This is a genomic window from Pseudomonas palmensis (genome assembly GCF_049942755.1).
Lineage (GTDB): Bacteria > Pseudomonadota > Gammaproteobacteria > Pseudomonadales > Pseudomonadaceae > Aquipseudomonas > Aquipseudomonas palmensis.
Genome location: NZ_CP187958.1, coordinates 913,611 through 938,626, shown reverse-complemented (window position 1 = coordinate 938,626; position 25,016 = coordinate 913,611). Strand labels below are relative to the sequence as shown.

At 66.3% G+C, this 25,016-nt stretch carries 20 protein-coding genes; 15 read left to right on the top strand and 5 right to left on the bottom strand.

Annotation, left to right across the window (positions count from 1 at the left end):
• Positions 1–22 precede the first annotated feature (22 nt).
• The 4 genes from ACPRTJ_RS04400 to ydcS form a co-directional block, all read right to left on the bottom strand.
• Complete coding sequence (locus tag ACPRTJ_RS04400; protein WP_043863200.1) at positions 23–832, bottom strand: ABC transporter permease; 810 nt, start codon at positions 830–832, stop codon at positions 23–25.
• Entirely contained in the window at positions 822–1,727 is a 906-nt protein-coding gene (locus ACPRTJ_RS04395; protein WP_054915022.1) for an ABC transporter permease, read from the bottom strand. The genes ACPRTJ_RS04400 and ACPRTJ_RS04395 overlap by 11 nt, the downstream gene beginning before the upstream one ends.
• A gap of 1 nt (position 1,728) precedes the next feature.
• Positions 1,729–2,769, bottom strand: a complete 1,041-nt coding sequence (locus ACPRTJ_RS04390) for an ABC transporter ATP-binding protein (protein ID WP_426428208.1) — start codon at positions 2,767–2,769, stop codon at positions 1,729–1,731.
• A 110-nt stretch (positions 2,770–2,879) separates the two neighbouring features.
• On the bottom strand, positions 2,880–4,031 hold the full coding sequence (gene ydcS / locus ACPRTJ_RS04385; RefSeq protein WP_426428206.1) for a putative ABC transporter substrate-binding protein YdcS: 1,152 nt from the start codon (positions 4,029–4,031) through the stop codon (positions 2,880–2,882).
• Between the two features lie 175 nt (positions 4,032–4,206).
• Between ydcS and ACPRTJ_RS04380 the strand changes: the two genes are divergently transcribed.
• The 15 genes from ACPRTJ_RS04380 to ACPRTJ_RS04310 all read left to right on the top strand — a co-directional run bounded on the left by ACPRTJ_RS04380 (position 4,207) and on the right by ACPRTJ_RS04310 (position 20,252).
• A complete protein-coding gene (locus tag ACPRTJ_RS04380) occupies positions 4,207–4,926 on the top strand; it encodes a tellurite resistance TerB family protein (RefSeq protein ID WP_054915019.1) in 720 nt (239 codons plus the stop codon).
• A gap of 181 nt (positions 4,927–5,107) precedes the next feature.
• Positions 5,108–6,685 (top strand): methyl-accepting chemotaxis protein, encoded by a 1,578-nt coding sequence (locus ACPRTJ_RS04375; protein ID WP_231390573.1) that lies wholly within the window; start codon positions 5,108–5,110, stop codon positions 6,683–6,685.
• Between the two features lie 7 nt (positions 6,686–6,692).
• On the top strand, positions 6,693–7,208 hold the full coding sequence (locus ACPRTJ_RS04370; RefSeq protein WP_426428204.1) for a chemotaxis protein CheW: 516 nt from the start codon (positions 6,693–6,695) through the stop codon (positions 7,206–7,208).
• A complete protein-coding gene (locus ACPRTJ_RS04365; protein ID WP_078480084.1) occupies positions 7,205–8,470 on the top strand; it encodes a CheR family methyltransferase in 1,266 nt (421 codons plus the stop codon). Before ACPRTJ_RS04370 ends, ACPRTJ_RS04365 begins: the two co-directional genes overlap by 4 nt.
• On the top strand, positions 8,467–9,135 hold the full coding sequence (locus ACPRTJ_RS04360) for a chemotaxis protein CheW (RefSeq protein ID WP_043863208.1): 669 nt from the start codon (positions 8,467–8,469) through the stop codon (positions 9,133–9,135). The genes ACPRTJ_RS04365 and ACPRTJ_RS04360 overlap by 4 nt, the downstream gene beginning before the upstream one ends.
• On the top strand, positions 9,132–11,447 hold the full coding sequence (locus ACPRTJ_RS04355) for a hybrid sensor histidine kinase/response regulator (protein WP_426428201.1): 2,316 nt from the start codon (positions 9,132–9,134) through the stop codon (positions 11,445–11,447). Before ACPRTJ_RS04360 ends, ACPRTJ_RS04355 begins: the two co-directional genes overlap by 4 nt.
• Positions 11,444–12,457, top strand: coding sequence for a chemotaxis response regulator protein-glutamate methylesterase (locus ACPRTJ_RS04350; protein WP_043863210.1), 1,014 nt, complete (start codon positions 11,444–11,446; stop codon positions 12,455–12,457). The genes ACPRTJ_RS04355 and ACPRTJ_RS04350 overlap by 4 nt, the downstream gene beginning before the upstream one ends.
• A 48-nt stretch (positions 12,458–12,505) precedes the next feature.
• A complete protein-coding gene (locus ACPRTJ_RS04345) occupies positions 12,506–13,510 on the top strand; it encodes a response regulator (RefSeq protein WP_196932096.1) in 1,005 nt (334 codons plus the stop codon).
• A 177-nt stretch (positions 13,511–13,687) separates the two neighbouring features.
• Positions 13,688–14,783, top strand: a protein-coding gene (prfB, locus tag ACPRTJ_RS04340) for a peptide chain release factor 2 (RefSeq protein ID WP_100633065.1) whose coding sequence is annotated in 2 segments (ribosomal slippage) — positions 13,688–13,759 and positions 13,761–14,783 — 1,095 coding nt in all. Because the reading frame shifts where the segments join, the coding sequence is not laid out codon by codon here.
• Between the two features lie 71 nt (positions 14,784–14,854).
• Positions 14,855–16,357 (top strand): lysine--tRNA ligase, encoded by a 1,503-nt coding sequence (lysS, locus tag ACPRTJ_RS04335; protein ID WP_043863213.1) that lies wholly within the window; start codon positions 14,855–14,857, stop codon positions 16,355–16,357.
• 100 nt (positions 16,358–16,457) lie between these two features.
• Positions 16,458–17,162 carry a TetR/AcrR family transcriptional regulator gene (locus ACPRTJ_RS04330; RefSeq protein WP_043863214.1) on the top strand — a complete coding sequence of 235 codons (705 nt, stop codon included), beginning with the start codon at positions 16,458–16,460 and terminating at the stop codon, positions 17,160–17,162.
• Positions 17,163–17,189: 27 nt separating this feature from the next.
• A complete protein-coding gene (locus ACPRTJ_RS04325; RefSeq protein ID WP_253086890.1) occupies positions 17,190–17,735 on the top strand; it encodes a hypothetical protein in 546 nt (181 codons plus the stop codon).
• Positions 17,736–17,759: 24 nt separating this feature from the next.
• Entirely contained in the window at positions 17,760–19,037 is a 1,278-nt protein-coding gene (locus ACPRTJ_RS04320; protein ID WP_043863216.1) for a flavohemoglobin expression-modulating QEGLA motif protein, read from the top strand.
• Entirely contained in the window at positions 19,009–19,926 is a 918-nt protein-coding gene (locus ACPRTJ_RS04315; RefSeq protein ID WP_043863217.1) for an alpha/beta hydrolase, read from the top strand. The genes ACPRTJ_RS04320 and ACPRTJ_RS04315 overlap by 29 nt, the downstream gene beginning before the upstream one ends.
• Positions 19,923–20,252 (top strand): hypothetical protein, encoded by a 330-nt coding sequence (locus tag ACPRTJ_RS04310; RefSeq protein ID WP_043863218.1) that lies wholly within the window; start codon positions 19,923–19,925, stop codon positions 20,250–20,252. The genes ACPRTJ_RS04315 and ACPRTJ_RS04310 overlap by 4 nt, the downstream gene beginning before the upstream one ends.
• Positions 20,253–20,300: 48 nt before the next feature.
• Here the strand turns inward: ACPRTJ_RS04310 and ACPRTJ_RS04305 are convergent, their stop codons facing one another.
• Positions 20,301–24,881, bottom strand: coding sequence for an NEL-type E3 ubiquitin ligase domain-containing protein (locus ACPRTJ_RS04305; RefSeq protein ID WP_426428197.1), 4,581 nt, complete (start codon positions 24,879–24,881; stop codon positions 20,301–20,303).
• Positions 24,882–25,016 lie beyond the last annotated feature (135 nt).

Genomic DNA, 25,016 nt, shown 5'->3' with positions numbered 1-25,016 from the left:
TGTTCGATCCTCCTGGTTCAGGTCATTTGCCGTCGCTGCCGGTCACGTTCTCGGCGCCACGGGTCAGGTAGTAGGCGCCCAGAATCGGCAGCATGGTCACCAGCATCACCAGCATGGCCACCACGTTGGTCACCGGCACGTCGCGCGGGCGGCTGAGCTGGTTGAGCAGCCAGATCGGCAGGGTGCGTTCGTGGCCGGCGGTGAAGGTGGTCACGATGATTTCGTCGAACGACAGCGCGAACGCCAGCATGCCGCCCGCCAGCAGCGCCGACCCCAGATTGGGCAGCACGATGTAGCGAAAGGTCTGCCAGCCGTCGGCGCCCAAGTCCATCGACGCCTCGATCTGGTTCTGCGAGGTGCGCCGCAGACGCGCGATGACGTTGTTGTAGACGATCACCACGCAGAAGGTGGCGTGGCCCACCACGATGGTGAAGATTCCGGGCTCGATGCCCAGGGTCTTGAACGCCGACAGCAGGGCGATGCCGGTGATGATGCCGGGCAGGGCGATGGGCAGGATCAGCATCAGCGACAGGCTCTCCTTGCCGAAGAAGCTGCGCCGGTACAGGGCCGCGGCGGCCAGGGTGCCAAGCACCAGGGCGATCAGCGTGGCCAGGCACGCCACCTGCAGCGACAGCTTGATCGACTCGAGCACGTCGGGGCGCGAAAACGCCACGCCGAACCACTTGAGGGTCAGGCCCCGGGGCGGAAAGCTGAAGGCCGCGTCTTCGGTATTGAAGGCGTACAGCACGATGATCAGGATCGGAAAGTGCAGGAACAGCAGCCCGCCCCAGGCGGCCAGGCGCAGCCCCGGCGAGGCGTTGTCAGAGTGCATCGAAGGCTCCCAGGCGTTTGACGAGGGTCAGGTACACGGCGATCAGCATGATCGGCACCAGGGTGAAGGCGGCGGCCATCGGCATGTTGCCGATGGCGCCTTGCTGGGCGTACACCATGCTGCCGATGAAGTAGCCGGGCGGGCCCACCAGCTGCGGCACGATGAAATCGCCCAGGGTCAGCGAGAAGGTGAAGATGGAGCCGGCGGCGATGCCCGGCACCGCCAGCGGCAGGGTCACCTGCACGAACGTCTGGCGCGGGCGTGCGCCAAGGTCGGCAGAGGCGTGCAGCAGCGAGGGCGGCAGGCGCTCCAGCGCGGCCTGGATCGGCAGGATCATGAACGGCAGCCAGATGTACACGAACACCATAAAGCGCCCCAGGTGCGAGGTCGACAGGGTGCTGCCGCCCACCCCGGGAATGCCGAGCAGCCATTGCAGCAGTGGCTCCAGGTTCAGCTGCTGGACGAACCACTGGGCCACCCCGCCCTTGGCCAGCAGCAGGGTCCAGGCATAGGCCTTGACGATGTAGCTGGCCCACATCGGCATCATCACCGCGATGTAGAAGAACGCCTTGGTGCTGCCGCGGGTGTAGCGGGCCATGTAGTAGGCGATGGGAAACGCCAGCACCGCGCTGGCGATCGACACCGCCACCGCCATGCCCAGGGTACGCAGGATGATGTCGAAGTTGGATGGCTGCAGCAGCGCGGCAAAGTTGGCCAGGGTCAGCTCGGGCGTCACCGCCATGGTGAAGTCGTCGAAGGTGTAGAAACCTTGCCACAGCAGCGCCAGCAGCGAGCCCAGGTAGATCGCGCCGAACCAGATCAGCGGCGGTATCAACAGCATCGCCAGGTACAGGTTGGGGCGACGGTAGAGCAGGGTGGCCAGGCGCCGCATCATCTCAGCGGCCCTCGTCGAGCACGGTTTCGCGCAGCGCGGTCATGGCCTCGCGCGGCCAGTGGGCGTGCAGGCGCTGGCCGGGCTGCCAGGGGGCGGCGTCGGCATGCCACTGGCTGTTGGCCTGGCTCACCGCCAGCAACTGGCCGTTGTCCAGCTGCAGTTCGTAACGGGTGGTGCTGCCCTGGTACTGGATATCGTGCAGCACGCCGCTGAGCTGGAGGACGTCGCCCGGGATGGCCGACGCGCTCAGGCGAATGTGTTCCGGGCGGATCGAGAACGGCTGCGGGCTGGCCACCAGGTGTTGGGCCAGCTCGCCGCGCAGCACGTTGGAAGTGCCGACGAACTCGGCAACGAAGGGGGTGGCCGGTTGCATGTAGAGGTTGCGCGGCGTGTCGACCTGTTCGATGCGCCCGCGGTTGAACACCGCCACGCGGTCGGACATCGACAGCGCCTCGGTCTGGTCGTGGGTGACGAAAATGAAGGTGATGCCCAGCTGGCGCTGGAGCTTCTTCAGCTCGCCCTGCATCTGCTCGCGCAGCTTGAGGTCCAGCGCGCCGAGGGGCTCGTCCAGCAGCAGTACCCGGGGACGATTGACCAGCGCGCGGGCCAGGGCCACGCGCTGGCGCTGCCCGCCGGACAACTGCACCGGCTTGCGCTCGCCGTAGCCGGCCAGGGCCACCATGCCCAGGGCCTCTTCGGCGCGGGCATGGCGCTGGGCCTTGGCCACGCCCTTGACCTTGAGCCCGTAGGCCACGTTGTCGCGCACGTTCATGTGCGGGAACAGCGCGTAGTCCTGGAAGACCGTGTTGACGTCGCGCTGGTAGGGCGGCACGCCGGCGGCTTCCACGCCGTGGATGCGAATCGAGCCGTGGCTGGGTTGTTCGAACCCGGCGATCAGGCGCAGGCAGGTGGTCTTGCCCGAGCCCGAAGGGCCGAGCATGGAGAAGAACTCGCCGTCTTCGATGTCGATGCAGACCCGGTCGACGGCCTTGACCTCGCCGAACAGGCGGGACACTTGGGTGAACTGTACGGCTGGGGGCATGCGGGGTACTCCACGGTTCTGCGAGGGCGGTGCGCTCGCTTTGCCGTCAAGGCCGGCCCCTTCAGGTGTGCGAGTCGCCTGCAGGGGCCGGCCTTGACGGCGAAGAGGCCCTAACGGCCGCCCATGATCGCGATGTAGTCCTGGGTCCAGCGGCTATAGGGCACGAACTTGCCCCCTTGCGCCTGCGGCGTGCGCCAGAACGCGATCTTGTCGAACAGGTCGAAACCGTTGGTCTTGCACCCGTCGGCCCCCAGCAGTTCACTGCCCGAACACGCCGCCGGCACCACCGGCAACGAGCCGAACCACGCCGCCACGTCGCCCTGCACCTTGGGCTGCAGCGACCAGTCCATCCATTTGTAGGCGCAATTGGGGTGCTTGGCCTCGGCGTGCAGCATGGTGGTATCGGCCCAGCCGGTGGCGCCTTCTCTGGGGATGGTCGAGGCCACCGGCTGCTTGTCGGCCTTGAGCCCGTTGACCATGTAGCCCCAGGAGCTGGAAGCCGCCACGCCTTCGTTCTTGACGTCGCTCATCTGCACGGTTGCGTCATGCCAGTAGCGGTGAATCAGGGGGCGTTGCTGGCGCAACAGGTCGAGCACCGCCTTGTACTGGGTTTCGTTGAGCTCGTAGGGGTTGTTGATGCCCAGTTCCGGCTTGGCCGTCTTCAGGTACAGCGCCGCATCGGCGATGTAGATCGGCCCGTCATAGGCCTGCACACGGCCCTTGTTCGGCTTGCCGTCCGGCAGGTCCTGCGGCTCGAACACCACGCCCCAGCTGGTGGGCGCCTGCTTGAACACCTCGGTGTTGTACAGCAGCACGTTCGGCCCCCACTGGTACGGCGTGCCGTAGACCTTGGCGTCGACCACGTACCAGGGGCCGTCCTTCAGGCGCGGGTCGAGGTGCTTCCAGTTGGGGATCAGGTCGGTGTTGATCGCCTGCACACGCTTGCCGGCAATCAGGCGCAGCGAGGCATCGCCCGACGCGGTCACCAGGTCGTAGCCGCCCTTGGTCATCAGGCTGACCATCTCGTCGGAGGTGGCGGCAGTCTTGACGCTCACCTTGCAGCCGGTGTCCTGCTCGAAACCGCTGACCCAGTCGTAGGCCTTGTCGCTCTCGCCGCGTTCGATGTAGCCGGGCCAGGCCACGATGTCCAGTTGCCCTTCGCCGGCACCCACGGCCTTGAGCGGCTCGGCGGCCTGCAGGCTGGCGCTGGCGAGGATCCCGGCGCCCAGGGCGCCAAGCAATGCGGTGGTGTGCACAAGCATGATGTTCCCTCTTTTATTGGAATTGTGCAGGGGCAGTGATGACGGTGCTGCAGCGGTGCATTCCCTACTAGCGTAGTGCGTTCCCGCGAATGCAACATCCAGAAGCAAATGCGCAGCGTGACGACGCAGGTCAGGCTTTACTCTGGCGTTTCATTTCCTTGTTGAGGACGTTCAGATGAACACCCGAGGTTTGCTCGACCAGTTGCTAAAGTCCGGCCAGGAGCTGCTGCAGAACCAGGCCGGCAAAGGTGCCAGCGCCAAGCCAGGGGGCAGTGGCGGGCTGGGTGGGTTGCTCGGCGGCGCCGGTGGCGGTGGCCTGGGCGGGCTGCTCTCCGGTGCCGGCGGTGGTGCGCTGGCGGCGGGCGCGATGGGCTTGCTGCTGGGCAACAAGAAGGCGCGCAGCCTGGGGGGCAAGGCGCTCACCTATGGTGGCCTGGCCGCCCTCGGTGTGCTGGCCTACAAGGCCTACGGCAACTGGCAGGCCCAGCAGGGCAGTGCGCCGCAGCGCGAACCGCAGACCCTCGATCGCCTGCCTGCCGCCCAGGTCGAATTGCACAGCCAGGCCATCCTCAAGGCGCTGGTGGCTGCGGCCAAGGCCGACGGGCATGTCGACGAGCGCGAGAAGGCGCTGATCGAAGGCGAGTTCGTCAAGCTCGACAACGACCACGAGCTGCAACAGTGGCTGCATGCCGAACTCAACCGACCGCTGGACCCGGCCGACGTCGCTCGCGCCGCCACAACGCCGGAAATGGCGGCCGAGATGTACATCGCCAGCGTCATGCTGGTGGACGAGGAACACTTCATGGAGCGCGCCTACCTCGACGAGCTGGCCAAGCAGCTCAAGCTCGACCCGGCCCTCAAGGCCGAGCTGGAAAAACAGGTTCGCCAGGCCTGAGTCAGCAAATGCGGGCATATGGCCATCGCGCAGGCCATTTTGCCCGAGCCGTCTTGATCCAGAGCGCGTGCAGATAAGGTGCGTGGGCTATAATCTGCGCATTTTTCTGCTCGCGTAGAATCCTTGAGGGCTGACTGTGAAGAACTGGACATTGCGCCAACGCATCCTGGCGAGCTTCGCCATGATCATTGCCATCATGCTGTTGATGGTGGTCGCTGCCTACTCGCGCCTGGTGGCGATCGAGTCCAGTGAGGAGGCGGTGCGTTCGGACAGCATCCCTGGCGTGTACTACAGCTCGATGATCCGCAGCGCCTGGGTCGACAGCTACGTCAACACCCAGCAGTTGCTCGGCCTGAGCAACCACCGCGAGCTGACCAATGCCGACGCCGAGCTGTACAAGAGCTTCGAGGATCGCCTCAAGCAGAACATGGCCGATTACCAGAAGACCATCCAGTCCACCGAAGACCAGTCCAGCTACGAGGAGTTCGTGCGCCTGGAGCAGGGCTACCTGAAGCTGCTCGACAGCGTGCTGGAGGCCTACCGGCAGAAGAACTACGCCGAGGCCCAGCGCCTGCTGCAGGACAGCATGACCCCGGCCTGGAACGAGGGCCGCAAGCACCTGAACACGGTGATCGAAGGCAACCGTGTGTCGGCCGAGCAGGCCACCGGTGCCATCGTCAGCGCGGTGACCACGGCCAAGGTCAGCATGATGATCTCGCTGGTGCTGGCGATCATTGCAGCCGGCATCTGCGGCCTGATGCTGATGCGCGCCATCACCGGCCCCATGCAACTGATCGTGCGGGCGCTGGACAAGCTGCGCGGCGGTGACCTCAGCGTGCGCCTGAGCCTTGACCGCAAGGATGAATTCGGGGCGGTGGAAACCGGCTTCAACGAAATGATGAGCGAGCTGACCACGCTGGTGTCCCAGGCCCAGCGCTCGTCGGTGCAGGTCACCACCTCGGTGACCGAGATTGCCGCCACCTCCAAGCAGCAGCAGGCCACCGCCACCGAAACGGCCGCCACCACCACCGAAATCGGTGCCACCTCGCGGGAAATCGCCGCCACCTCCCGGGACCTGGTGCGCACCATGACCGAGGTCACCAGCGCCGCCGACCAGGCCTCGGTACTGGCCGGCTCCGGCCAGCAGGGCCTGGCGCGCATGGAAGAGACCATGCACCAGGTGATGGGCGCGGCCGACCTGGTCAACAACAAGCTGGCGATCCTCAACGAGAAGGCCGGCAACATCAACCAGGTGGTGGTCACCATCGTCAAGGTCGCCGACCAGACCAACCTGCTGTCGCTCAACGCCGCCATCGAGGCCGAGAAGGCCGGCGAATATGGCCGCGGCTTTGCCGTGGTGGCCACCGAAGTGCGCCGCCTGGCCGACCAGACCGCCGTGGCCACCTACGATATCGAACAGATGGTGCGCGAGATCCAGTCGGCGGTGTCGGCCGGAGTGATGGGCATGGACAAGTTTTCCGAGGAAGTGCGTCGCGGCATGGCCGAGGTGCAGCAGGTGGGCGAGCAACTGACCCAGATCATCCACCAGGTGCAGGCGCTGGCGCCACGGGTGCTGATGGTCAACGAAGGCATGCAGGCCCAGGCCACCGGTGCCGAGCAGATCAACCATGCACTGGCGCAGCTGGGCGATGCCAGCAGCCAGACCGTGGAGTCGCTGCGCCAGGCCAGTTTCGCCATCGACGAGCTGAGCCAGGTAGCGGTCGGCCTCCGTGGTGGTGTGTCGCGGTTCAAAGTCTGAAGCCCCGATGAGCGACCTTCAGTCACGCCGCGACACTTCGGTGCCTACGCCAGGGCGCCTGTTCCTGGTATTTCGTATCGGCGAGCAGCGCTTTGCCCTGGACACCCATGAGGTAGTGGAGGTGCTGCCGCGCCTGCCACTCAAGCCCATCGCCCACACCCCGCGCTGGGTGGCGGGGGTGCTGGCGCATCGCGGTGCGCTGGTACCGGTGATCGACGTGGGCGACCTGGGGTTCGGCACCCCGGCGCCGCTGCGTACCAGCACCCGGCTGGTGCTGGTGCACTACCGGGGCCAGGCGCAGGCCGAGCCGCAGTTGCTGGGCCTGATCCTGCAGCAGGCCAGCGACACCCTGCGTTGCCACCCCGACGAGTTTCGCCCCTATGGCGTCGACAACCTGCAGGCCCCCTACCTGGGGCCGGTGCGCGAAGATGCCCAGGGCCTGATGCAACGCATCAGCGTCCAGGACCTGCTGACCGACCAGGCCCGCGCCTTGCTGTACCCGCCCGTGGAGGTGCAGCCATGAGCGACGAGCAGCGGTTCTTTCGTTTCTTGCAGGAGCGTATCGGCCTGGATGTCGCCTCGGTTGGCGCGCCGATGGTCGAGCGGGCCCTGCGCCAGCGCTGTGCTGCCCTGCAGGCCCGCGACCTGGACGACTACTGGGTGCGCCTGCAGCAGTCGACCCCGGAGCAGCAGGCGCTGATCGAAGCGGTGATCGTGCCTGAAACCTGGTTCTTCCGTTATCCCGAGTCGTTCAGCGCGCTGGCCGGGCTTGCCCTCAGGCGCCTGGCCGAGCTCAATGGCACCCGGCCGCTGCGGGTGCTCAGCCTGCCGTGTTCGACCGGTGAAGAGCCCTATTCGATTGCCATGGCCCTGCTCGATGCCGGTATCGCCGGCCCCGGGTTTCGCGTCGACGGCATCGACATCAGCCCCAACTCGATCGCCCGCGCCGAACAGGCGGTGTATGGCCGCAACTCCTTTCGCGGCAGTGACATCGCCTTCCGCCAGCGCCACTTCAGCGAGGTGGAGCAGGGCCATCGCCTCGACGAGCGGGTTCGCCAGCAGGTCGAGCTGCAGGTGGGCAACGTGCTCGACCCGGCGCTGCGCACCCGCAGGGGCAGCTACGACTTCGTCTTCTGCCGCAACCTGCTGATCTATTTCGATGTACCCACCCAGCAACGGGTGTTCGACGTACTGAAAAGCCTCACCCATGAAGACGGCGTACTGTTCATCGGCCCGGCCGAAGGCAGCCTGCTGGCACGCATGGGCATGCGCCCGCTGGGTATCGCGCAGTCGTTCGCCTATGTACGGCATATCCCGCAGGAGCCGCCCCCAGTGCTTTCGCCGCCGCCCCCGATGCCTGCACCCAGTCCACGGCGGGCGCCTGCGCCGTTGGCGCGCCGTGCGCCAGCCCCGGCACCGCAGCCTGCCCGGGTTGCGCCCCCAGCCGCCGGCAAGCCCGGCGCCGAACAGCTGCTGGCGCAGATCGCCACGCTGGCCAACGAGGGCCGCAGCGACGAGGCACGCGCGGCCTGCGAACGCTATCTGCAGCAGCATGCACCGGATGCGCAGGTGTATTACTGGCTGGGCCTGCTCAGCGATACCGCCGGCGATGCGGCCCAGGCCGTGAGCCACTACCGCAAGGTGCTGTACCTGCAACCCCAGCACCCCGAGGCCCTGGCGCACCTGGCGGCGCTGCTGGCGTCCCAGGGCGATGAGGTGGGCGCCCGGCGCCTGCAGGAGCGTGCGGCGCGCCGAGAGCGCAGCGAGCGGGAGCCTGAACGATGAGCGGCCAGGCAGAGCTGGGCGTGATGGCCGCCACGGTCGAGGCCATCGACGATTGCTGGAACCGTATCGGTGTGCACGGCGACAAGAGCTGCCCGTTGCTGGCCGAGCATATTCACTGTCGCAACTGCCAGGTGTACGCGGCAGCGGCCACGCGCCTGCTGGACCGCTATGCGCTGGCCCAGGACGCCCATGCGCAGACGCATGTGCAGGCACCGGTGAGTGTCGGGCGCTCGCTGTTGCTGTTTCGCCTGGGCGAGGAATGGCTGGCCCTGGCGACCCGCTGCCTGGTCGAGGTGGCGCCGCTGCAGCCGGTGCACTCCTTGCCGCACCAGCGCTCGCGGGTGCTGCAGGGGGTGGCCAATGTGCGCGGTGCGCTGGTGCCGTGCCTGTCGCTGGGCGACCTGCTGGGGCTCGAGCCTGGCAGCCCGGTAGCGGTGTCGGCGCGGGTCATGCCACGCATGCTGATCCTGGGTGCCAGCGGCGGCGCCGTGGTGCTGCCGGTGGACGAAGTGGACGGTATCCATGCCCTCGACCCCGGGCAGCCGGCCAGCGACACCGCCACCGATGCACGCTTCACCGAAGCGGTATTGCAATGGCGCGGTCGCAGCGTGCGGGTGCTGGATGAAGAACAGCTGTTGTCTGCCGTGAACCGGAGCCTGTCATGACCCCAGAGCAAATGCGCGACGCTTCGCTGCTCGAGCTGTTCAGCCTGGAGGCCGAGGCGCAGACCCAGGTGCTCAGCGCCGGCCTGCTGGCCCTGGAACGCAACCCTACCCAGAGTGACCAGCTCGAGGCCTGCATGCGCGCCGCCCACTCGCTCAAGGGCGCGGCGCGCATCGTGGGGATCGACGCCGGGGTCAGCGTCGCCCACGTGATGGAAGACTGCCTGGTCGAGGCCCAGGAAGGCCGCCTGCGCCTGCGCCCCGAGCACATCGATGCGCTGCTGCAGGGCACCGACCTGCTGATGCGCATCGCCACCCTGGGCGGTGCGGCCACCGAGGCGGCGGTCCAGGCCTTCGTGGTGCAGATGGCCGTGCTGCTCGATCCGGCCAGTGCGCTGATGGCGACGGGGCCGGCAATCGGCGACGCGCCCGAGCCGACGCAGAATCCTGAACCCGCACCGGCTGCGCCGCAGCTGGTGCCCCCGGCGCCCGAGCCTGAGGCGCTCGCGCAACCGGAGGCGTCTGCCGAGCCCGTGGCCCTTGCGCCGGGCAAGCGCAGCGAAGGCGGCGAGCGGGTGCTGCGGGTCACGGCCGAGCGCCTGAACAGCCTGCTCGACCTGTCCAGCAAGTCGCTGGTCGAAACCCAGCGCCTGAAGCCCTACCTGGCCACCCTGCAGCGCCTCAAGCGCATGCACGGCCAGAGCATTCGCGCCCTCGATACGCTCAAGGCCGAGCTGGACACCGGCGGCCAGCGACCGGAGGTGCAGGAAGCGCTGGCGCAGGCCCAGCGCCTGCTCGGCGAAACCCGCGAGATGCTGCAGCAGCAGGCCGCCGACCTGGACGAGTTCGGCTGGCAGGCCAGCCAGCGCGCGCAACTGCTGTACGACACCGCGCTGGCCTGCCGCATGCGCCCGTTCGCCGACGTGCTCAACGGGCAGAGCCGCATGGTTCGCGACCTGGGGCGGTCGCTGGGCAAGCAGGTGCGTCTGGAGATCGAGGGCGAAAAGACCCAGGTCGACCGTGACGTGCTGGAAAAACTCGAGGCGCCGCTCACCCACCTTCTGCGCAACGCCGTGGACCACGGTATCGAACTGCCCGAGCAACGCCTGCTGGCAGGCAAGCCGGCCGAGGGCCTGATCCGCCTGCGCGCCTCGCACCAGGCCGGCCTGCTGGTATTGGAACTGAGCGATGACGGTGGCGGCGTCGACCTGCAACGCCTGCGCCACAGCATCGTCGAGCGCCAGTTGTCGCCGGCCGACACCGTGGCGCAGATGAGCGAAGCCGAACTGCTGACGTTCCTGTTCCTGCCGGGGTTCAGCCTGCGCGACAAGGTCACCGAGGTTTCCGGGCGCGGCGTGGGGCTCGATGCGGTGCAGCACAGCGTGCGCCAGTTGCGCGGCTTCATCGACCTCAGCCAGCACAGCGGGAAGGGCAGCCGCTTTCACCTGGAGGTGCCGCTGACCCTGTCGGTGGTGCGCAGCCTGGTGGTCGAGGTGGGGGGCGAGGCCTACGCCTTCCCGCTGGCGCATATCGAACGCACCCTGGACCTGCCCGCCGAGGCCATCGTGCAGATCGAGGGGCGCCAGCATTTCTGGCATGAAGGCCGGCACATCGGCCTGGTGGCCGCCTCCCAGTTGCTCAACCGGCCGCCCAGCCAGGCGGCGGAACAGGCCATCAAGGTGGTGGTCATCCGTGAGCGCGACACCCTGTATGGCGTGGCCGTCGAGCGTCTGATCGGCGAGCGCGTGCTGGTGGTGATGCCGCTGGACGCGCGGCTGGGCAAGGTGCAGGACATCTCGGCCGGGGCCCTGCTCGATGACGGCTCGGTGGTGCTGATCGTGGACGTCGAGGACCTGCTGCGCTCGGTCGAGAAGCTGCTCAGCACCGGCCGCCTGGAACGTATCGAGCGCGGCCAGCGCGCCGCCCGCGAAGCGACGCGCAAGCGCGTGCTGGTGGTGGATGACTCGTTGACCGTGCGCGAGTTGCAGCGCAAGCTGCTGACCAACCGCGGTTACGAAGTGGCCGTCGCGGTGGACGGCATGGATGGCTGGAACGCCTTGCGCAGCGAGGATTTCGACCTGCTGATCACCGACATCGACATGCCGCGCATGGACGGCATCGAACTGGTCACCCTGCTGCGCCGCGACAGCCGGTTGCAGTCGTTGCCGGTGATGGTGGTGTCGTACAAGGACCGCGAGGAAGATCGTCGTCGTGGACTGGACGCCGGGGCCGACTACTATTTGGCCAAGGCCAGTTTTCATGATGATGCCTTGCTGGAAGCCGTGGTGGAGCTTATCGGGGGAGCCCAGGGATGAAGATCGCCATCGTCAACGACATGCCCCTGGCCGTGGAAGCCCTGCGCCGGGCATTGGCGTTCGAGCCGCAGCACGAGGTGATCTGGGTGGCCGGCAATGGCGCCGAGGCGGTGCAGCGCTGCGCCGAGCACACCCCCGACCTGATCCTGATGGACCTGATCATGCCGGTCATGGACGGCGTGGAGGCCACGCGCCAGATCATGGCCCGGACCCCTTGCGCCATCGTGATCGTCACGGTCGACCGCCAGCAGAACGTGCACCGCGTGTTCGAGGCCATGGGCCACGGCGCCCTGGACGTGGTCGACACCCCGGCGGTAGGCGCCGGCAACCCGCGTGAGGCGGCCGCGCCGCTGTTGCGCAAGATCCTCAATATCAGCTGGCTGATCGGCCAGCACGGCAGCAACCGTGTGCGGGCAGTGGCAGCCCCTCAGCGCCAGGGCGCACAACGTCAGCGCCTGGTGGCGATCGGTTCCTCGGCCGGTGGCCCGGCGGCGCTTGAGGTGCTGCTCAAGAGCCTGGAGCAGGATTTCAACGCGGCCATCGTGCTGGTCCAGCACGTCGACCAGGTGTTCGCCGCCGGCATGGCCGAGTGGCTGAGCAGCGCCTCCGGCCTGCCGGTACGCCTGGCCCGCGAGGGCGAAGCACCCCAGCCCGGGCAGGTGCTGCTGGCCGGCACCAACCACCATATCCGTCTGTTGAAGGACGGCACCCTGGCCTACACCGCCGAACCGGTCAACGCGATCTACCGCCCTTCGATCGATGTGTTCTTCGAGAGCGTGGCGCGCTTCTGGCAGGGCGATGCGGTGGGCGTACTGCTGACCGGCATGGGCCGCGATGGCGCACAGGGGCTCAAGCTGATGCGCGAGCAGGGCTTTCTGACCATCGCCCAGGACCAGCAGAGCAGTGCGGTCTACGGCATGCCCAAGGCGGCTGCGGCCATCGATGCCGCCGTCGAGATACGTGCGCTGGAGCGCATTGCGCCGCGCCTGATGGAGATTTTTTCGAAATGACGATGTGTAATGAACCAAACCGGTCGTTCGCCAGGGAGCAGGGCGCGCATGAATGATCTACCGCTCGTGGGGTTCCCGACCACCAATGAAAACTCGGCGATGGTGCTGCTGGTCGACGACCAGGCGATGATCGGCGAAGCCGTGCGTCGCGGCCTGGCCAACGAGGCCAACATCGACTTTCACTTCTGCGCCGACCCGCATCAGGCAGTTGCGCAGGCGATCCGGATCAAGCCCACGGTGATCCTGCAGGACCTGGTCATGCCCGGCCTCGATGGCCTGAGCCTGGTGCGCGAGTACCGCAGCAACCCGGCCACCCAGGACATCCCGATCATCGTGCTGTCGTCCAAGGAAGACGCGCTGGTCAAGAGCGCCGCGTTCGCCGCCGGGGCCAACGACTACCTGGTCAAGCTGCCCGACAACATCGAGCTGGTCGCGCGCATCCTGTACCACTCGCGCTCCTACCTCACCCTGCTGCAGCGTGACGAAGCCTACCGGGCGCTGCGGGTCAGCCAGCAGCAGTTGCTGGACACCAACCTGGTGCTGCAGCGGCTGATGAACTCCGACGGCCTGACGGGGCTGTCCAACCGCCGGCATTTCGACGAGTACCTGGAACTGGAATGGCGCCGGGCCATGCGTGACCAGTCGCAGCTGTCGTTGCTGATGATCGACGTCGACTATTTCAAGGCCTTCAACGACTCGTTCGGCCACCTGGCCGGGGACGAGGCGCTGCGCCAGGTGGCCGAGGCGATTCGTGCCTCGTGCAGCCGCCCCAGCGACCTGCCGGCACGCTACGGTGGCGAGGAATTCGCCCTGGTGCTGCCCAACACTTCGCCGGGCGGGGCGCGGCTGGTGGCCGAGAAGCTGCGCCAGACCGTGGTGGGCCTGGCCATCTCGCACAACATGCCGCAGGCGGGCAGCGTGCTGACCATCAGCATCGGCCTGGCCACCCACACGCCGGCAGTCGGCAGCCATTGCCGACAGTTGATCTCGGCGGCGGACAAGGGCCTGTACCAGGCCAAGAATGGCGGGCGCAATCAGGTCGGGGTGGCCTGACAGACCGCCATCGCGGGCCAAGCCCGCTCCCACGGGCATCGTGCCGCCCTTGTGGGGGCGGCTGATCCGCGATCAGGCGCCGGCTTCTCCAAAGGCCGCCCGACGGGCTGCCGCGCACCTGCAGACTCGTTTATACTCTCCGGCTTTTCACAGAATACGCACGAGAGCTGCCCGCCCATGGAAATCCAACCGATCCTGAACACCATCAAGGACCTGACCGAGCGCTCCGAATCCATTCGGGGGTATCTTTGACTACGATCACAAGCATGACCGCCTGATCGAAGTCAACCGCGAGCTCGAAGACCCGAACGTCTGGAACAAGCCCGAGTACGCCCAGGAACTGGGCCGCGAACGCGCCATGCTGGCGCAGATCGTCGACACCCTGGACGAACTGTCCGGCGGCCTGGTCGACGCCCGCGAGCTGCTCGACATGGCTGTCGAGGAGAACGACGAAGGCGCCGTCAATGACGTCGTCGAAGTGCTCCAGGGCCTGGAAGACTCCCTGGCCCAGCTCGAATTCCGTCGCATGTTCAGCGGCGAGATGGACATGAACAACGCCTACCTGGACATCCAGGCCGGTTCCGGCGGCACCGAGGCCCAGGACTGGGCCAACATCCTGCTGCGCATGTACCTGCGCTGGGCGTCCAAGCGTGGTTTCGACGCCACCATCATGGAACTGTCCGAAGGCGATGTGGCCGGCATCAAGGGCGCCACCGTGCACATCAAGGGCGAGTACGCCTTTGGCTGGCTGCGCACCGAGATCGGTGTGCACCGTCTGGTGCGCAAGAGCCCGTTCGACTCCGGCGCACGCCGCCATACTTCGTTCTCGGCGGTGTTCGTGTCCCCCGAGATCGACGACAAGGTCGAAATCGAGATCAACCCGTCCGACCTGCGTATCGACACCTACCGCTCCTCGGGTGCCGGCGGCCAGCACGTGAACACCACCGACTCGGCGGTGCGTATCACCCACGTGCCGACCAACACCGTGGTCAGCTGCCAGAACGAACGTTCCCAGCACGCCAACAAGGACACCGCCATGAAGATGCTGCGGGCCAAGTTGTACGAGCTGGAGATGCAGAAGCGCAACGCCGCGTCGCAGGCCCTGGAAGACAGCAAGTCGGACATCGGCTGGGGTCACCAGATCCGTTCGTACGTGCTCGACGCCTCGCGGATCAAGGATCTGCGCACCAACGTCGAACGCAGCGACTGCGACAAGGTGCTCGACGGCGATATCGACGAGTACCTGGAAGCCAGCCTCAAGCAGGGGCTGTAAGTTTCGCGACCCGCTACAAGACCCTCGCCTGCGGGCGGGGGCAATGAACCCCTGATGGAAAATGTGACCACATGAGCGACCTCAAACTCGACCCGCAAGACCTGCAACAGGAAGAAAACACCCTGATTGCCCTGCGCAAGGAAAAGCTTGCCGCAGAGCGCGCCAAGGGCAACGCCTTCCCCAACGACTTCCGCCGTGACAGCTACTGCAACGACCTGCAGAAACAGTATGTCGACAAGACCAAGGAAGAGCTGGAAGCTGCAGCGATCCCGGTCAAGGTTGCCGGTCGCATCATGCTCAACCGTGGCTCGTTCATGGTGATCCAGGACATGACCGGGCGCATCCAGGTCTACGTCAACCGCAAGACCCTGCCCGAGGAAACCCTGGCAGCGGTCAAGACCTGGGACCTGGGCGACATCATCAGCGCCGAAGGCACCCTGGCCCGTTCGGGCAAGGGCGACCTGTACGTCGAGATGACCAACGTGCGCCTGCTGACCAAGTCGCTGCGCCCACTGCCGGACAAGCACCACGGCCTGACCGACACCGAGCAGCGCTATCGCCAGCGCTACGTCGACCTGATGGTCAACGAGGAAACCCGCCACACCTTCCGTGTGCGCTCGCAGGTCATCAACCATATTCGCAACTTCCTCATCCAGCGCGACTTCCTGGAAGTGGAAACGCCGATGCTGCAGACCATCCCCGGTGGCGCTGCGGCCAAGCCGTTCGAAACCCACCACAACGCGCTGGACATGCCGATGTTCCTGCGCATCGCGCCGGAGCTGTACCTCAAGCGTCTGGTGGTCGGTGGTTTCGAGAAGGTCTTCGAGATCAACCGCAACTTCCGTAACGAAGGCGTCTCGACCCGGCACAACCCCGAGTTCACCATGCTCGAGTTCTACCAGGCCTACGCCGACTACGAAGACAACATGGACCTCACCGAAGAGCTGTTCCGCGAGCTGGCGCAGCTGGTGCTGGGCAGCACCGACGTGCCGTACGGCGACAAGGTGTTCCACTTCGGCGAGCCGTTCGTGCGCCTGTCGGTGTTCGACTCGATCCTCAAGTACAACCCCGAGCTGACCGCCGACGACCTCAACGACATCGACAAGGCCCGCGCCATCGCCAAGCAGGCCGGCGCCAAGGTGCTGGGCTTCGAAGGCCTGGGCAAGCTGCAGGTGATGATTTTCGAAGAGCTGGTCGAGCACAAGCTGGAGCAGCCGCACTTCATCACCCAGTACCCGTTCGAAGTGTCGCCGCTGGCCCGTCGCAATGACCAGAACCCGAACGTCACCGACCGCTTCGAACTGTTCATCGGCGGCCGCGAGATCGCCAACGCCTACTCCGAGCTCAACGATGCCGAGGACCAGGCCGAGCGCTTCATGGCCCAGGTGGCCGACAAGGACGCCGGCGACGACGAGGCCATGCACTACGATGCCGACTTCGTGCGCGCCCTGGAGTACGGCATGCCGCCCACTGCCGGTGAGGGCATCGGTATCGACCGCCTGGTGATGCTGCTGACCAACTCGCCGTCGATCCGCGACGTGATCCTGTTCCCGCACATGCGCCCGCAGGCCTGAGTGTCTTGAACAAGCCGCCTCTAGGGGCGGCTTTTTCATGTCTGCGACAAGCTGATCGATCAGTCAGCATTCAACGAGGTAGACCCCAGTGACGACTGCAATGGCTCAACAAGGTGCTGCTGGCGTGGCCACAGCGGTAGCCGAAAGTGTTCAGTACCAGGGGCGCAAGGCCAGCCGCCAGGGCAGCGAGCAGCGCCGTCAGCAGATCCTCGACGCGGCCATGCGCATCATCGTGCGTGATGGCGTGCGCGGCGTGCGCCACCGTGCGGTGGCCGCCGAGGCCGGTGTGCCGCTGTCGGCCACCACCTACTATTTCAAGGACATCGAAGACCTGCTCACCGACACCTTCGCCCAGTATGTCGAACGCAGCGCGGCCTACATGGCCAAGCTGTGGGAAAACACCGAGGTGTTGTTGCGCCAGCTGATCGCCAAGGGCGACGGCAGCCCCGGCGCCCGCGCGCAGCTGGCCGACGAAGTGGCGAAGATGGGCGCCGAGTACGTGCAGCGCCAGTTGCACAACCGCCGCGACTTCCTGATGGCCGAGCAGGCGTTTCGCCAGGAAGCGCTGCTGTGCCCGCGGCTGGCCGAACTGGTGCGCCTGCATGCGCAGATCCTGCTGCGCGGCACCTGCCAGCTGTTGCAGGTGGTGGGTTCGCGCCAGCCACAGCAAGATGCCATAGTGTTGACGGCCATCATCGAGCAGATGGAATATCAGGGCCTGCTCGATGCTGCACAACCCCAGGCCGAAGCGCAGATGCTCGCTATCCTTACCCGATACCTGCATCTGGTGCTGGCATCGGCCTGAGGCTCTACCTAATTCAAGGAGTATCGGATGAAAGCCTGGCGTGTGCTGTTGGCCCTGTCGTTTGTGCTGTTGAGTGGTTGCCTGGTGACGTTCAACGAGCCGATCCCGACCAACCAGCCGGCGCCCAAGGCCCTGCTCGGCAAATGGACCAGCAAGGACGCCTGGGGCGAGCCGCTGACGTTGCAGATCAGCCGCAGGGGCGACAACGCCTACAAGGCGGTGGCCACCGCCAAGGGCAAGAAGCCTGAAACCTACGCCTTCACCGTGGCCCGCCATGGCAACCGCTGGTACCTCTCGGCCGCCGTGCCCAAGCGCCTGGGGGGCAACTTCCTGATCGGCGGGTTCGAGGTGATCGACAACAAGCAACTGGTGATCTACAACCTGGATGTCGAGCAGATCAACCAGGCCCTGAAGAACAAGGAACTGAGCGGTCGCGCCATCGAGGTACCGGAGGAAAACGGCCAGGGCGTGCTCATCGACAGCCCGGCGGCGCGGGTGCTGGCCTACCTGGACGACCCGGCCAACTCCGACCTGTTCATCGAAGTCGCACGTTTTCAGCGGGCCGGCAAGTAGGCTGGCCAACACAAGGAGTTTCGGGTGGACGAGTACCAGCAGACGATACGCACCCTGTCTGATCGCATTGTCCTGGCGCAAACCCCCATTCGCGTACTCGATGCGGTGAAATGGGACGACAGCATTCGCCAGGGTTTCCTCAAGGCCAAGGGCCGGGAAATGCCGGCCGTGGACCGCGCCTACTACCAGGGCAGGCCCTTGTCGTTCGACTCCAGCGCGGTGAAGCTCGAGTTCCAGAACATCGAGCGCGACATCACCCGCCAGCTCGGCCAGTTCAACCCGGTCGGGCAGATCATGCGGCGCATGTGCAAGGAATACCGCATGGTGGTGCGCATGCTCGAGGCGCGCGGCACCGAAGACTTCGGCCTGATTTCCCAGGAGCTTTACGGCGCCGCCTCCGACGCCTTCCATGCCGGCGACCCGACCCTGGCCGACCTGGGCCTGATGCTCTCGGACTACCTGAACAACATCGACGGGCGCGGCGACCTCAAGGACGAACCCAAGGACCTCACCGCCAAGCAGGCCGTGGAGCTGCTCCAGGGCCGCCTGAACAAGGTGTTCGGCGAGGCCGAGGAAACCATCCGCGTGTTCGAGTCCGACGGTATCGTCGCCGACGCGGCGGCGGGCGCCGACTACATCAAGATCCGCAGCGACGCGATGTTCAACAGCCGCGACGTGCGCGCGCTGGAGGTGCATGAAGGGCTGGTGCACGTGGGCACCACGCTCAACGGCCTCAACCAGCCGATCTGCACCTTCCTGGCCAAGGGCCCGCCCTCGTCGACGGTGACCCAGGAAGGCCTGGCGATCCTGATGGAAGTGATCGCCTTTGCCTCCTACCCCAGCCGCCTGCGCAAGCTCACCAACCGCACCCGCGCCATCCACATGGTCGAGGAGGGGGCGGACTTCATGCAGGTGTACGAGTTCTTCCGTGCCCAGGGGTTTGAAATGGCCGAAAGCTATGGCAATGCCAGCCGCGTGTTCCGCGGCTCGGTGCCCAATGGCCTGCCATTCACCAAGGACTTGTCCTACCTCAAGGGCTTCATCATGGTTTACAACTACATTCAGTTGGCCGTGCGCAAGGGCAAGCTGGAGCAGATTCCGTTGCTGTTCTGCGGCAAGACCACCCTGGAAGACATGCGCACCCTGCGCCAACTGGTCGATGAAGGCCTGGTGGAGCCACCCAAGTACCTGCCCGAGCAGTTCCGCGACCTGAACGCGCTGTCGGCCTGGATGTGTTTTTCCAACTTCCTCAACCATCTGAGCCTGGACCGGATTGAAGCCGATTATTCGAACATTCTCTGAGCACTGGCGGGTCGGGCTGCTGGCCGCGCTGCTGAGCCTGGCCGGCTGCAGTTCGCTGTTGTTCTACCCCGAGCGTGGCCTGCCGTTCACGCCCGAGAAGGCCGGGCTGGCCTACCGCGACGTGAGCCTGACCACCGAGGACGGCACGCGCCTGCACGGCTGGTGGTTGCCGGCCAAGGCCGGGGTGCCGGTCAAGGGCACGGTACTGCACCTGCATGGCAATGGCGGTAACCTGGCCTGGCATCTGGGCGCCAGCTGGTGGCTGCCCGAGCAGGGCTACCAGGTGCTGCTGGTGGACTACCGGGGGTACGGGGTGTCCCAGGGCGAACCGACCCTGCCGGCGGTGTACCAGGACATCGCCGCGGCGCTGGACTGGTTGCAGCAGGCTCCCGAAGTGCAGGGCAAGCCGCTGGTGCTGCTGGGGCAGAGCCTGGGCGGGGCGATGGGCATTCACTACCTGGCGCAGCATCCCGAGCAGCGCCAGCGCTTCAAGGCCCTGGTGTTCGACGGGGTGCCGGCCAGCTACCGCAAGGTGGGCCAGTTTGCCCTGAGCACTTCCTGGCTGACCTGGCCGTTCCAGGTGCCGTTGTCGTGGCTGGTACCCGATGGCGACAGCGCCATCGGGTCGATCGACCAGCTGAGCTCGCCGCCCAAGCTGTTCTTCCACAGCATCGACGACCCGATCGTGCCGTTGGCCAACGGCCTGGCGCTGTACCGCGCCGCGCCGCCACCGCGGGTTCTGCAACTGACCCGTGGCGGGCATGTGCAGACCTTCGCCGACAAGACCTGGCGCCAGGTGATGCTGCGCTTTCTGGATGACCCCGAGCATTTCAACGGGCTGCGGCGCCTGGCCGAAGTCCCCAATTACCCTGACGAGAAGTCGCAATGAGTGAAGAACGCAACGCCATCCCGCTGATCATTACCGGTATCTGCAGCATCATCGGTACGGTGGGCGTGCTCTGGTACTACGGCTACCTGCATTTCGCCAAGCCCCAGGATGCACTGTTGCTGGCCGACTACACCATGCTCAAGACGGTGCCGGGGGAGGACTACAAGATCTCGCTCAAGCCGGCGGCGCAGGTGGCGCAGTGCATCGATGGCGTGCTGGTGCTGTTCGACACCGAACAGAAGGGCCTGACCGGCGTGCTGGTGGACAACCGCAAGCAGGCGGTGCGCTGCATGGGGCAGGAGACGCCCCAGCAGGTCCAGCAGTAAGCGGTTCCCGGTACGCCGCGTGAACACCTGCGGCGTACCGGGCACGCGTCAGCTACGTGACGAAGGGCCCGGGCGCGGCTCGCGCAGAATGGTCCTGGTCAGTTCCATGCGGGCCTGTTCGACCCGTTTCATCAAGGCCTGGTAGGCCGCGCGGTATTCGCTGCTGTTGAGCGACAGCATGTCCGGCAGCGCTTCATGCAGGCCCAGCCGACCACTCAGGTGCAGGATGTCGCGCAGGCGCGCCTGTTCATCCTCGCTCAAGGGCGGCGGCAGTTCTTCGTTGCTGACGGCGTCCAGGTATTCGCTGATTCGATCCCGCCAGCGGTTGACCTGCTCCAGTTGCGGTGACGCGGCAAAATCCAGGTAGCGCTGCCAGTAGGCCTGCCCATAGAGGTAGTCGGGCAACTGGCTCATCTGGGAGCGCAACACGGCCTCGCAGGCTTCATCGAGCATTGCCGGGGTAACCCAGCGGGTGTAGCCGGTGAAGGCCTGGGTGGCCGGCTGGTCGCGCAGCCCCAGGCGCGTGGTCAACGCGATCCTGAAGTGCAGTTCGATTTCGCTGTAGTCGATCTGGTGCCCCAGGCGGCGCCAGCCCGGCAGGTTGGCGCTGACATGCTCGCGCAGGCGCAGTGCGCGCCAATGGCTGATCGCCATGTCGATCAGTTCGCCCTCGGCTGCAGCATCGCCCACGCTGGCCAGCGCCAGGTCGGCGTGCAGCAGGTTTTCCAGTTGCGAGAACACCACCGCATCGCGGTCGATGCAACTCACCGCCTCGAGTGCCACCTCATACAGGGTTCTGCGCAGGTCCTGGCCGAAAGCCCCCCGGATCAATGCCTGGATTCGCGTGCGCATTGCCGTGTGCCTTGGCGGCAAGGCGTGCAGACGGTCCTGGCGCAGCAGCAAGGCGAAGAACTCGATCACCGCCGAGCCGTTGTCTTCGAGCAATTGCCGGGCCCGTGCCTGATCGTCAGCGGACATGCCTTCGAACAGGCGCGGTGCGTCGCGCAGTGCCGTGGCGTGGCGCACCGAGGCCGGTTCGACGTCGGTGGAGCCCTGCGAGTCGGAGCTCCCGGCGCTGGATGCATCGGAGTCCTGCAGCGTGTTGCCCGTGGCGATCATGTCGTCCTCGAACCGCTGGCGCTGTGATTCGGGCAGGTACTCGTATGCCATGCGCAGGCCGCGTACAAGGCCGGCCCCTTCGGGCACGCTGGCAATGGCCAGCCCGCGCAGGTCGGCGCTGTGCACCCGGGGCAGTCGCTCAAGGCCCGTTGGCCACTGGTCGACGGGCGAGGCCAGGTACGACAGGTCGAGCTCTTCCAGGGCCTGCAGGCGGGTCACGTCCGGCATGCGTGAAAGCGGGTTGGCGGACAGGTCGAGGCTGACCAGGCGCTGCAGGCCACCCAGATCGATGATGTCCTGTTCGCTCAAGCTGATGAGGTTCTGCGCCAGGTTCAGGGTGTGCAGGTGCGTTGCCTGCTGCAGTGCGGCGAAAACGCCCTGTTCGAAGCGCGCGCTCGAGCCCTGCAGGGTCAGAATGCGCAGCGAGTCGCGGGTCAGCAGACGGGTCATGTGCTGGGCCGTCCAGCTGAAGTCGGGCACGTCGATGTCGTTCAGGATCAGGGTCTGCAAGCCGCTCAGGGTGCCCAGTTCGGCCAGGCGGGTCGGTGTCAGCCGGGTACGCGACAGGTTCAGGTGGCTGAGCCGGTGCAGGTTCTCCAGACCTTGCGGCAGCTCGGTCAGGGGCAGGTTGACCAGTTCCAGCCTGTGCAGGTTCGGAAAGCGCTGCACGAAGGCTGCCAGGCCGTCGATGCGCGGTGTATCCAGGACCCTCAGCGCCACCACTGCCGGCAACGTCACCGACAACGGTGGCAACGCCTGCTGGCTGTCGATGCGAACCTCGTCCCGCCGGCGCAGAATGCGGCATTCCCAGGCCCGCACCAGCTGCTGCGCCACCTCTGTGCGCTCGGCGCGGGCAGTGGCATCGGCACTTTGCTCGACCCACCGGTCCAGGCTGCCATCGAGTTGCAGGCGCTCCTGTTCCAGCTGCGTCACGTGCGCGCCGATGGGCTGGTTCTGGCTGAGCAGATGGGCGATGTAGGCATTGACGTAGCGGCGCGCAATGGGCAGCCGATGGTGGCTGATCAGGCGTTCGAGGCGGGTATGCAGTGGTTCGCGATTGAACATGTTCTGCTCGCCACGACTGGGGCTGCGTTGGGTCGGGGCATTGGCGGTGGTGGTCAACCAGCTTCTTTGCACCGGCAGGCCCAGCAGCAGGCGGGCGCGGGTGGGGCGCGCCAGCGCCATTTCCATCAGGCGCTGGTGCAGGCGCTGCGGCTCGTTGAGTCCGAAGCCCAGGCGGGCGCTGCGCGACTCGCCCAGTGCATGCAGCAATGCTCGGTAGAACCCGAACTCGCTGGTGTCCTGGGCCAGCAGCACCTGGGTCGCGCTGATCGCGTGCCAGCCCTCGTCTTCATCCAGGTACACCGAGGTGGTATCGACATCGGTCTGGCCCAGCGCTGCAAGCGGGGTGCCGAACCGTGCGCCGCTGCGCAGCAGCAGCGCGGTACCGGCCGGCCAGTGGTCCAGGTGTTCGAGCAGGCGCACGGCCAGGATGAAGGTGTCCTGGTTGATCGAGGCCGGCTGGGTAAAGCCCTCCAGGGCATTGCTCAGGCGCGCGTCATGGTCGAGGGCACGCGCCTGCTCGGCCACGTCCAGAGGCAGGGGCAGCGGCGGGGTCGCCTGCAGCGGGGCATAGATGCGCTGGCGGTTTTCGTCCAGCAGTCGTTGCGCGACACTCAGTGGCAGGTTCGGATAGCGTTGCTGGAGCTCCAGCACCGCATGATCGGTATCCAGTTGTGCCAGTTCGAAGCGGTGCAAGGCAATCGCCCGATTGAGCCGAGGTGACCAGGCATCGTACAGGTCGGCCGGCGGCGGGTTGCAGCCAGTGGTGCAGGGGGTGGCGGTGTCGCCGGGGGTAGGGGTCGAATCGCCGCTGCGACGGGTCCGTCTCGATGCCGGTTCCTTGCCCAGATAGACGGCCACGGCCCGGTAGAAGGCCTGCAACTGGGGCACATCATCGATTTCGGGTACCGCCAGCCCCTGGGCGATCAGGGCCATGCTGCGCGCTACCTGGTCCTGAGTGCGTGCCCGCTGCAGCACATGCACCAGCAGCGCGGGCGCGGGTCGGTCGCGCAGGTACATCTGGCGCAGGCTTGAATTGTCAGCCCCGCTGACGCGACCCAGCTCCAGCAGGCGCGCATCGTCGAAGCCGGCCGCGAGCGGCCCCATGCGACGCAGCAGCGACAGGCGTTCCCAGCGCTGGGGCTGCTCGTGGCGATGGTGCCAGGCTCCGGCACCGTTGTGGTACAGAGGCGGGCAGTAGGCATTCTTGTCGGTGGGGTGGCGTATCTGCCAGTGGCCCTCGGGGGCCTGCTCCACCCGGTAGAACGCCTGGTTGATCATGATCGCCTTGTGCGCGCCCTGGGTGTAGAGCCCCATGGCATCGGGTTGCCCGGTCGGGGAGCTGGCGGCGTCAAGGCGGTAACTGCTCAGGTCGGGTAGCCAGCGCCGATAGTCGGCGGGTGCCGGCTTGATCACACGCAGCGGTGTGACCCACTGCGAAGGTGCCTGGCCTTCGTCTTCCTCGGTGCAGCACAGGCCCGCGCCGGCGCCGATCAGCAGATGCGCTTCGAGGGCGCTGGCGAACGGGGTGCACAGGGTGTTCAGGCTGTCGGCCTGCTGCGGTGTGGTCGGGATCAGCAGGCGCGCATCGTCGAGCAGGCGCTCGATCATGTGTTTCTGCACGAACCAGCGCAGCCCTTGGTCCAAGGCGCTGGTGTCCATCGGCAGGTCCAGCATCGCGTCGCTGGCCTGCCAGCTGCTCACCACCCGCTGCTGGTGACGCAGGGGGATGAAGCGCAGAAAGTACTGCTGGAAGGCGGTGCTCGCCAGCGCGCCGCGCAGGTTGGAAAAGAAGTGCGTGCGCGAGGGGTACTGCTTCAGCGGGTGCTGCGGGTGGCCCGGCATGTACGCGACGCACGGGGCATCGTCTACCGGCGGGCCGAGCAGAAGGATGCCGGGCACCAGCAGGTCGTCGAACAGCCTGAGCGATGCGCACACCGTTACATCCGGGCCGAAGTACGGGCCCTGTTGCGGGAACTCCACCGAACCGTCCGGATAGGCGCCGATGATCCACTCGAGCAGCTGCCTGCCTTGCCTGCCCAGGTGGCCCCGGATGTGCGCAATGCTGTATTCCTCGCGCAGGGTCGCCAGGTAGGCATCCTGCTTGGCGTCAAGCAGCGTACGGCGCTGGAGCATGGCCTGCAGGTAGGTCAGGTAGACCTCGTCCAGGCTCCTGCGCTGCTGCACGCGATGGAACACCTGTGCGGTGACGGTGGCGAAGTCCTTCGCAGACAGGTCCAGAAGGTTGTAGGTGTACAGGCTCTGAACCTGCGCGAATGCCTGCGTTGCCCGCCGTCGGGCCAGTCGGCCCAGTACCTTGTACTGGTGCAGCTGGCGTCGTTGCTCGGGGCTGGCCTGCTGCAGCCAGGCCGGTTGCTCCTGGGTTTCAAGCGGCGAGAACAGGGTATCGAATTGACGCACCTGCGCGTCGGTGTTGGAAGTGGGCATGGTGCACAGTCCTGGTGGAGGGGGAATGTGGCATTGATCCAGATGCCCGGCAGGTGGCGGTGGTAGTTATTTGCGCAAGGGGCAGGCAAAAAAAATCCCGCCCTGTAACAGGCGGGATTCTGCGGGTTGCTCAGC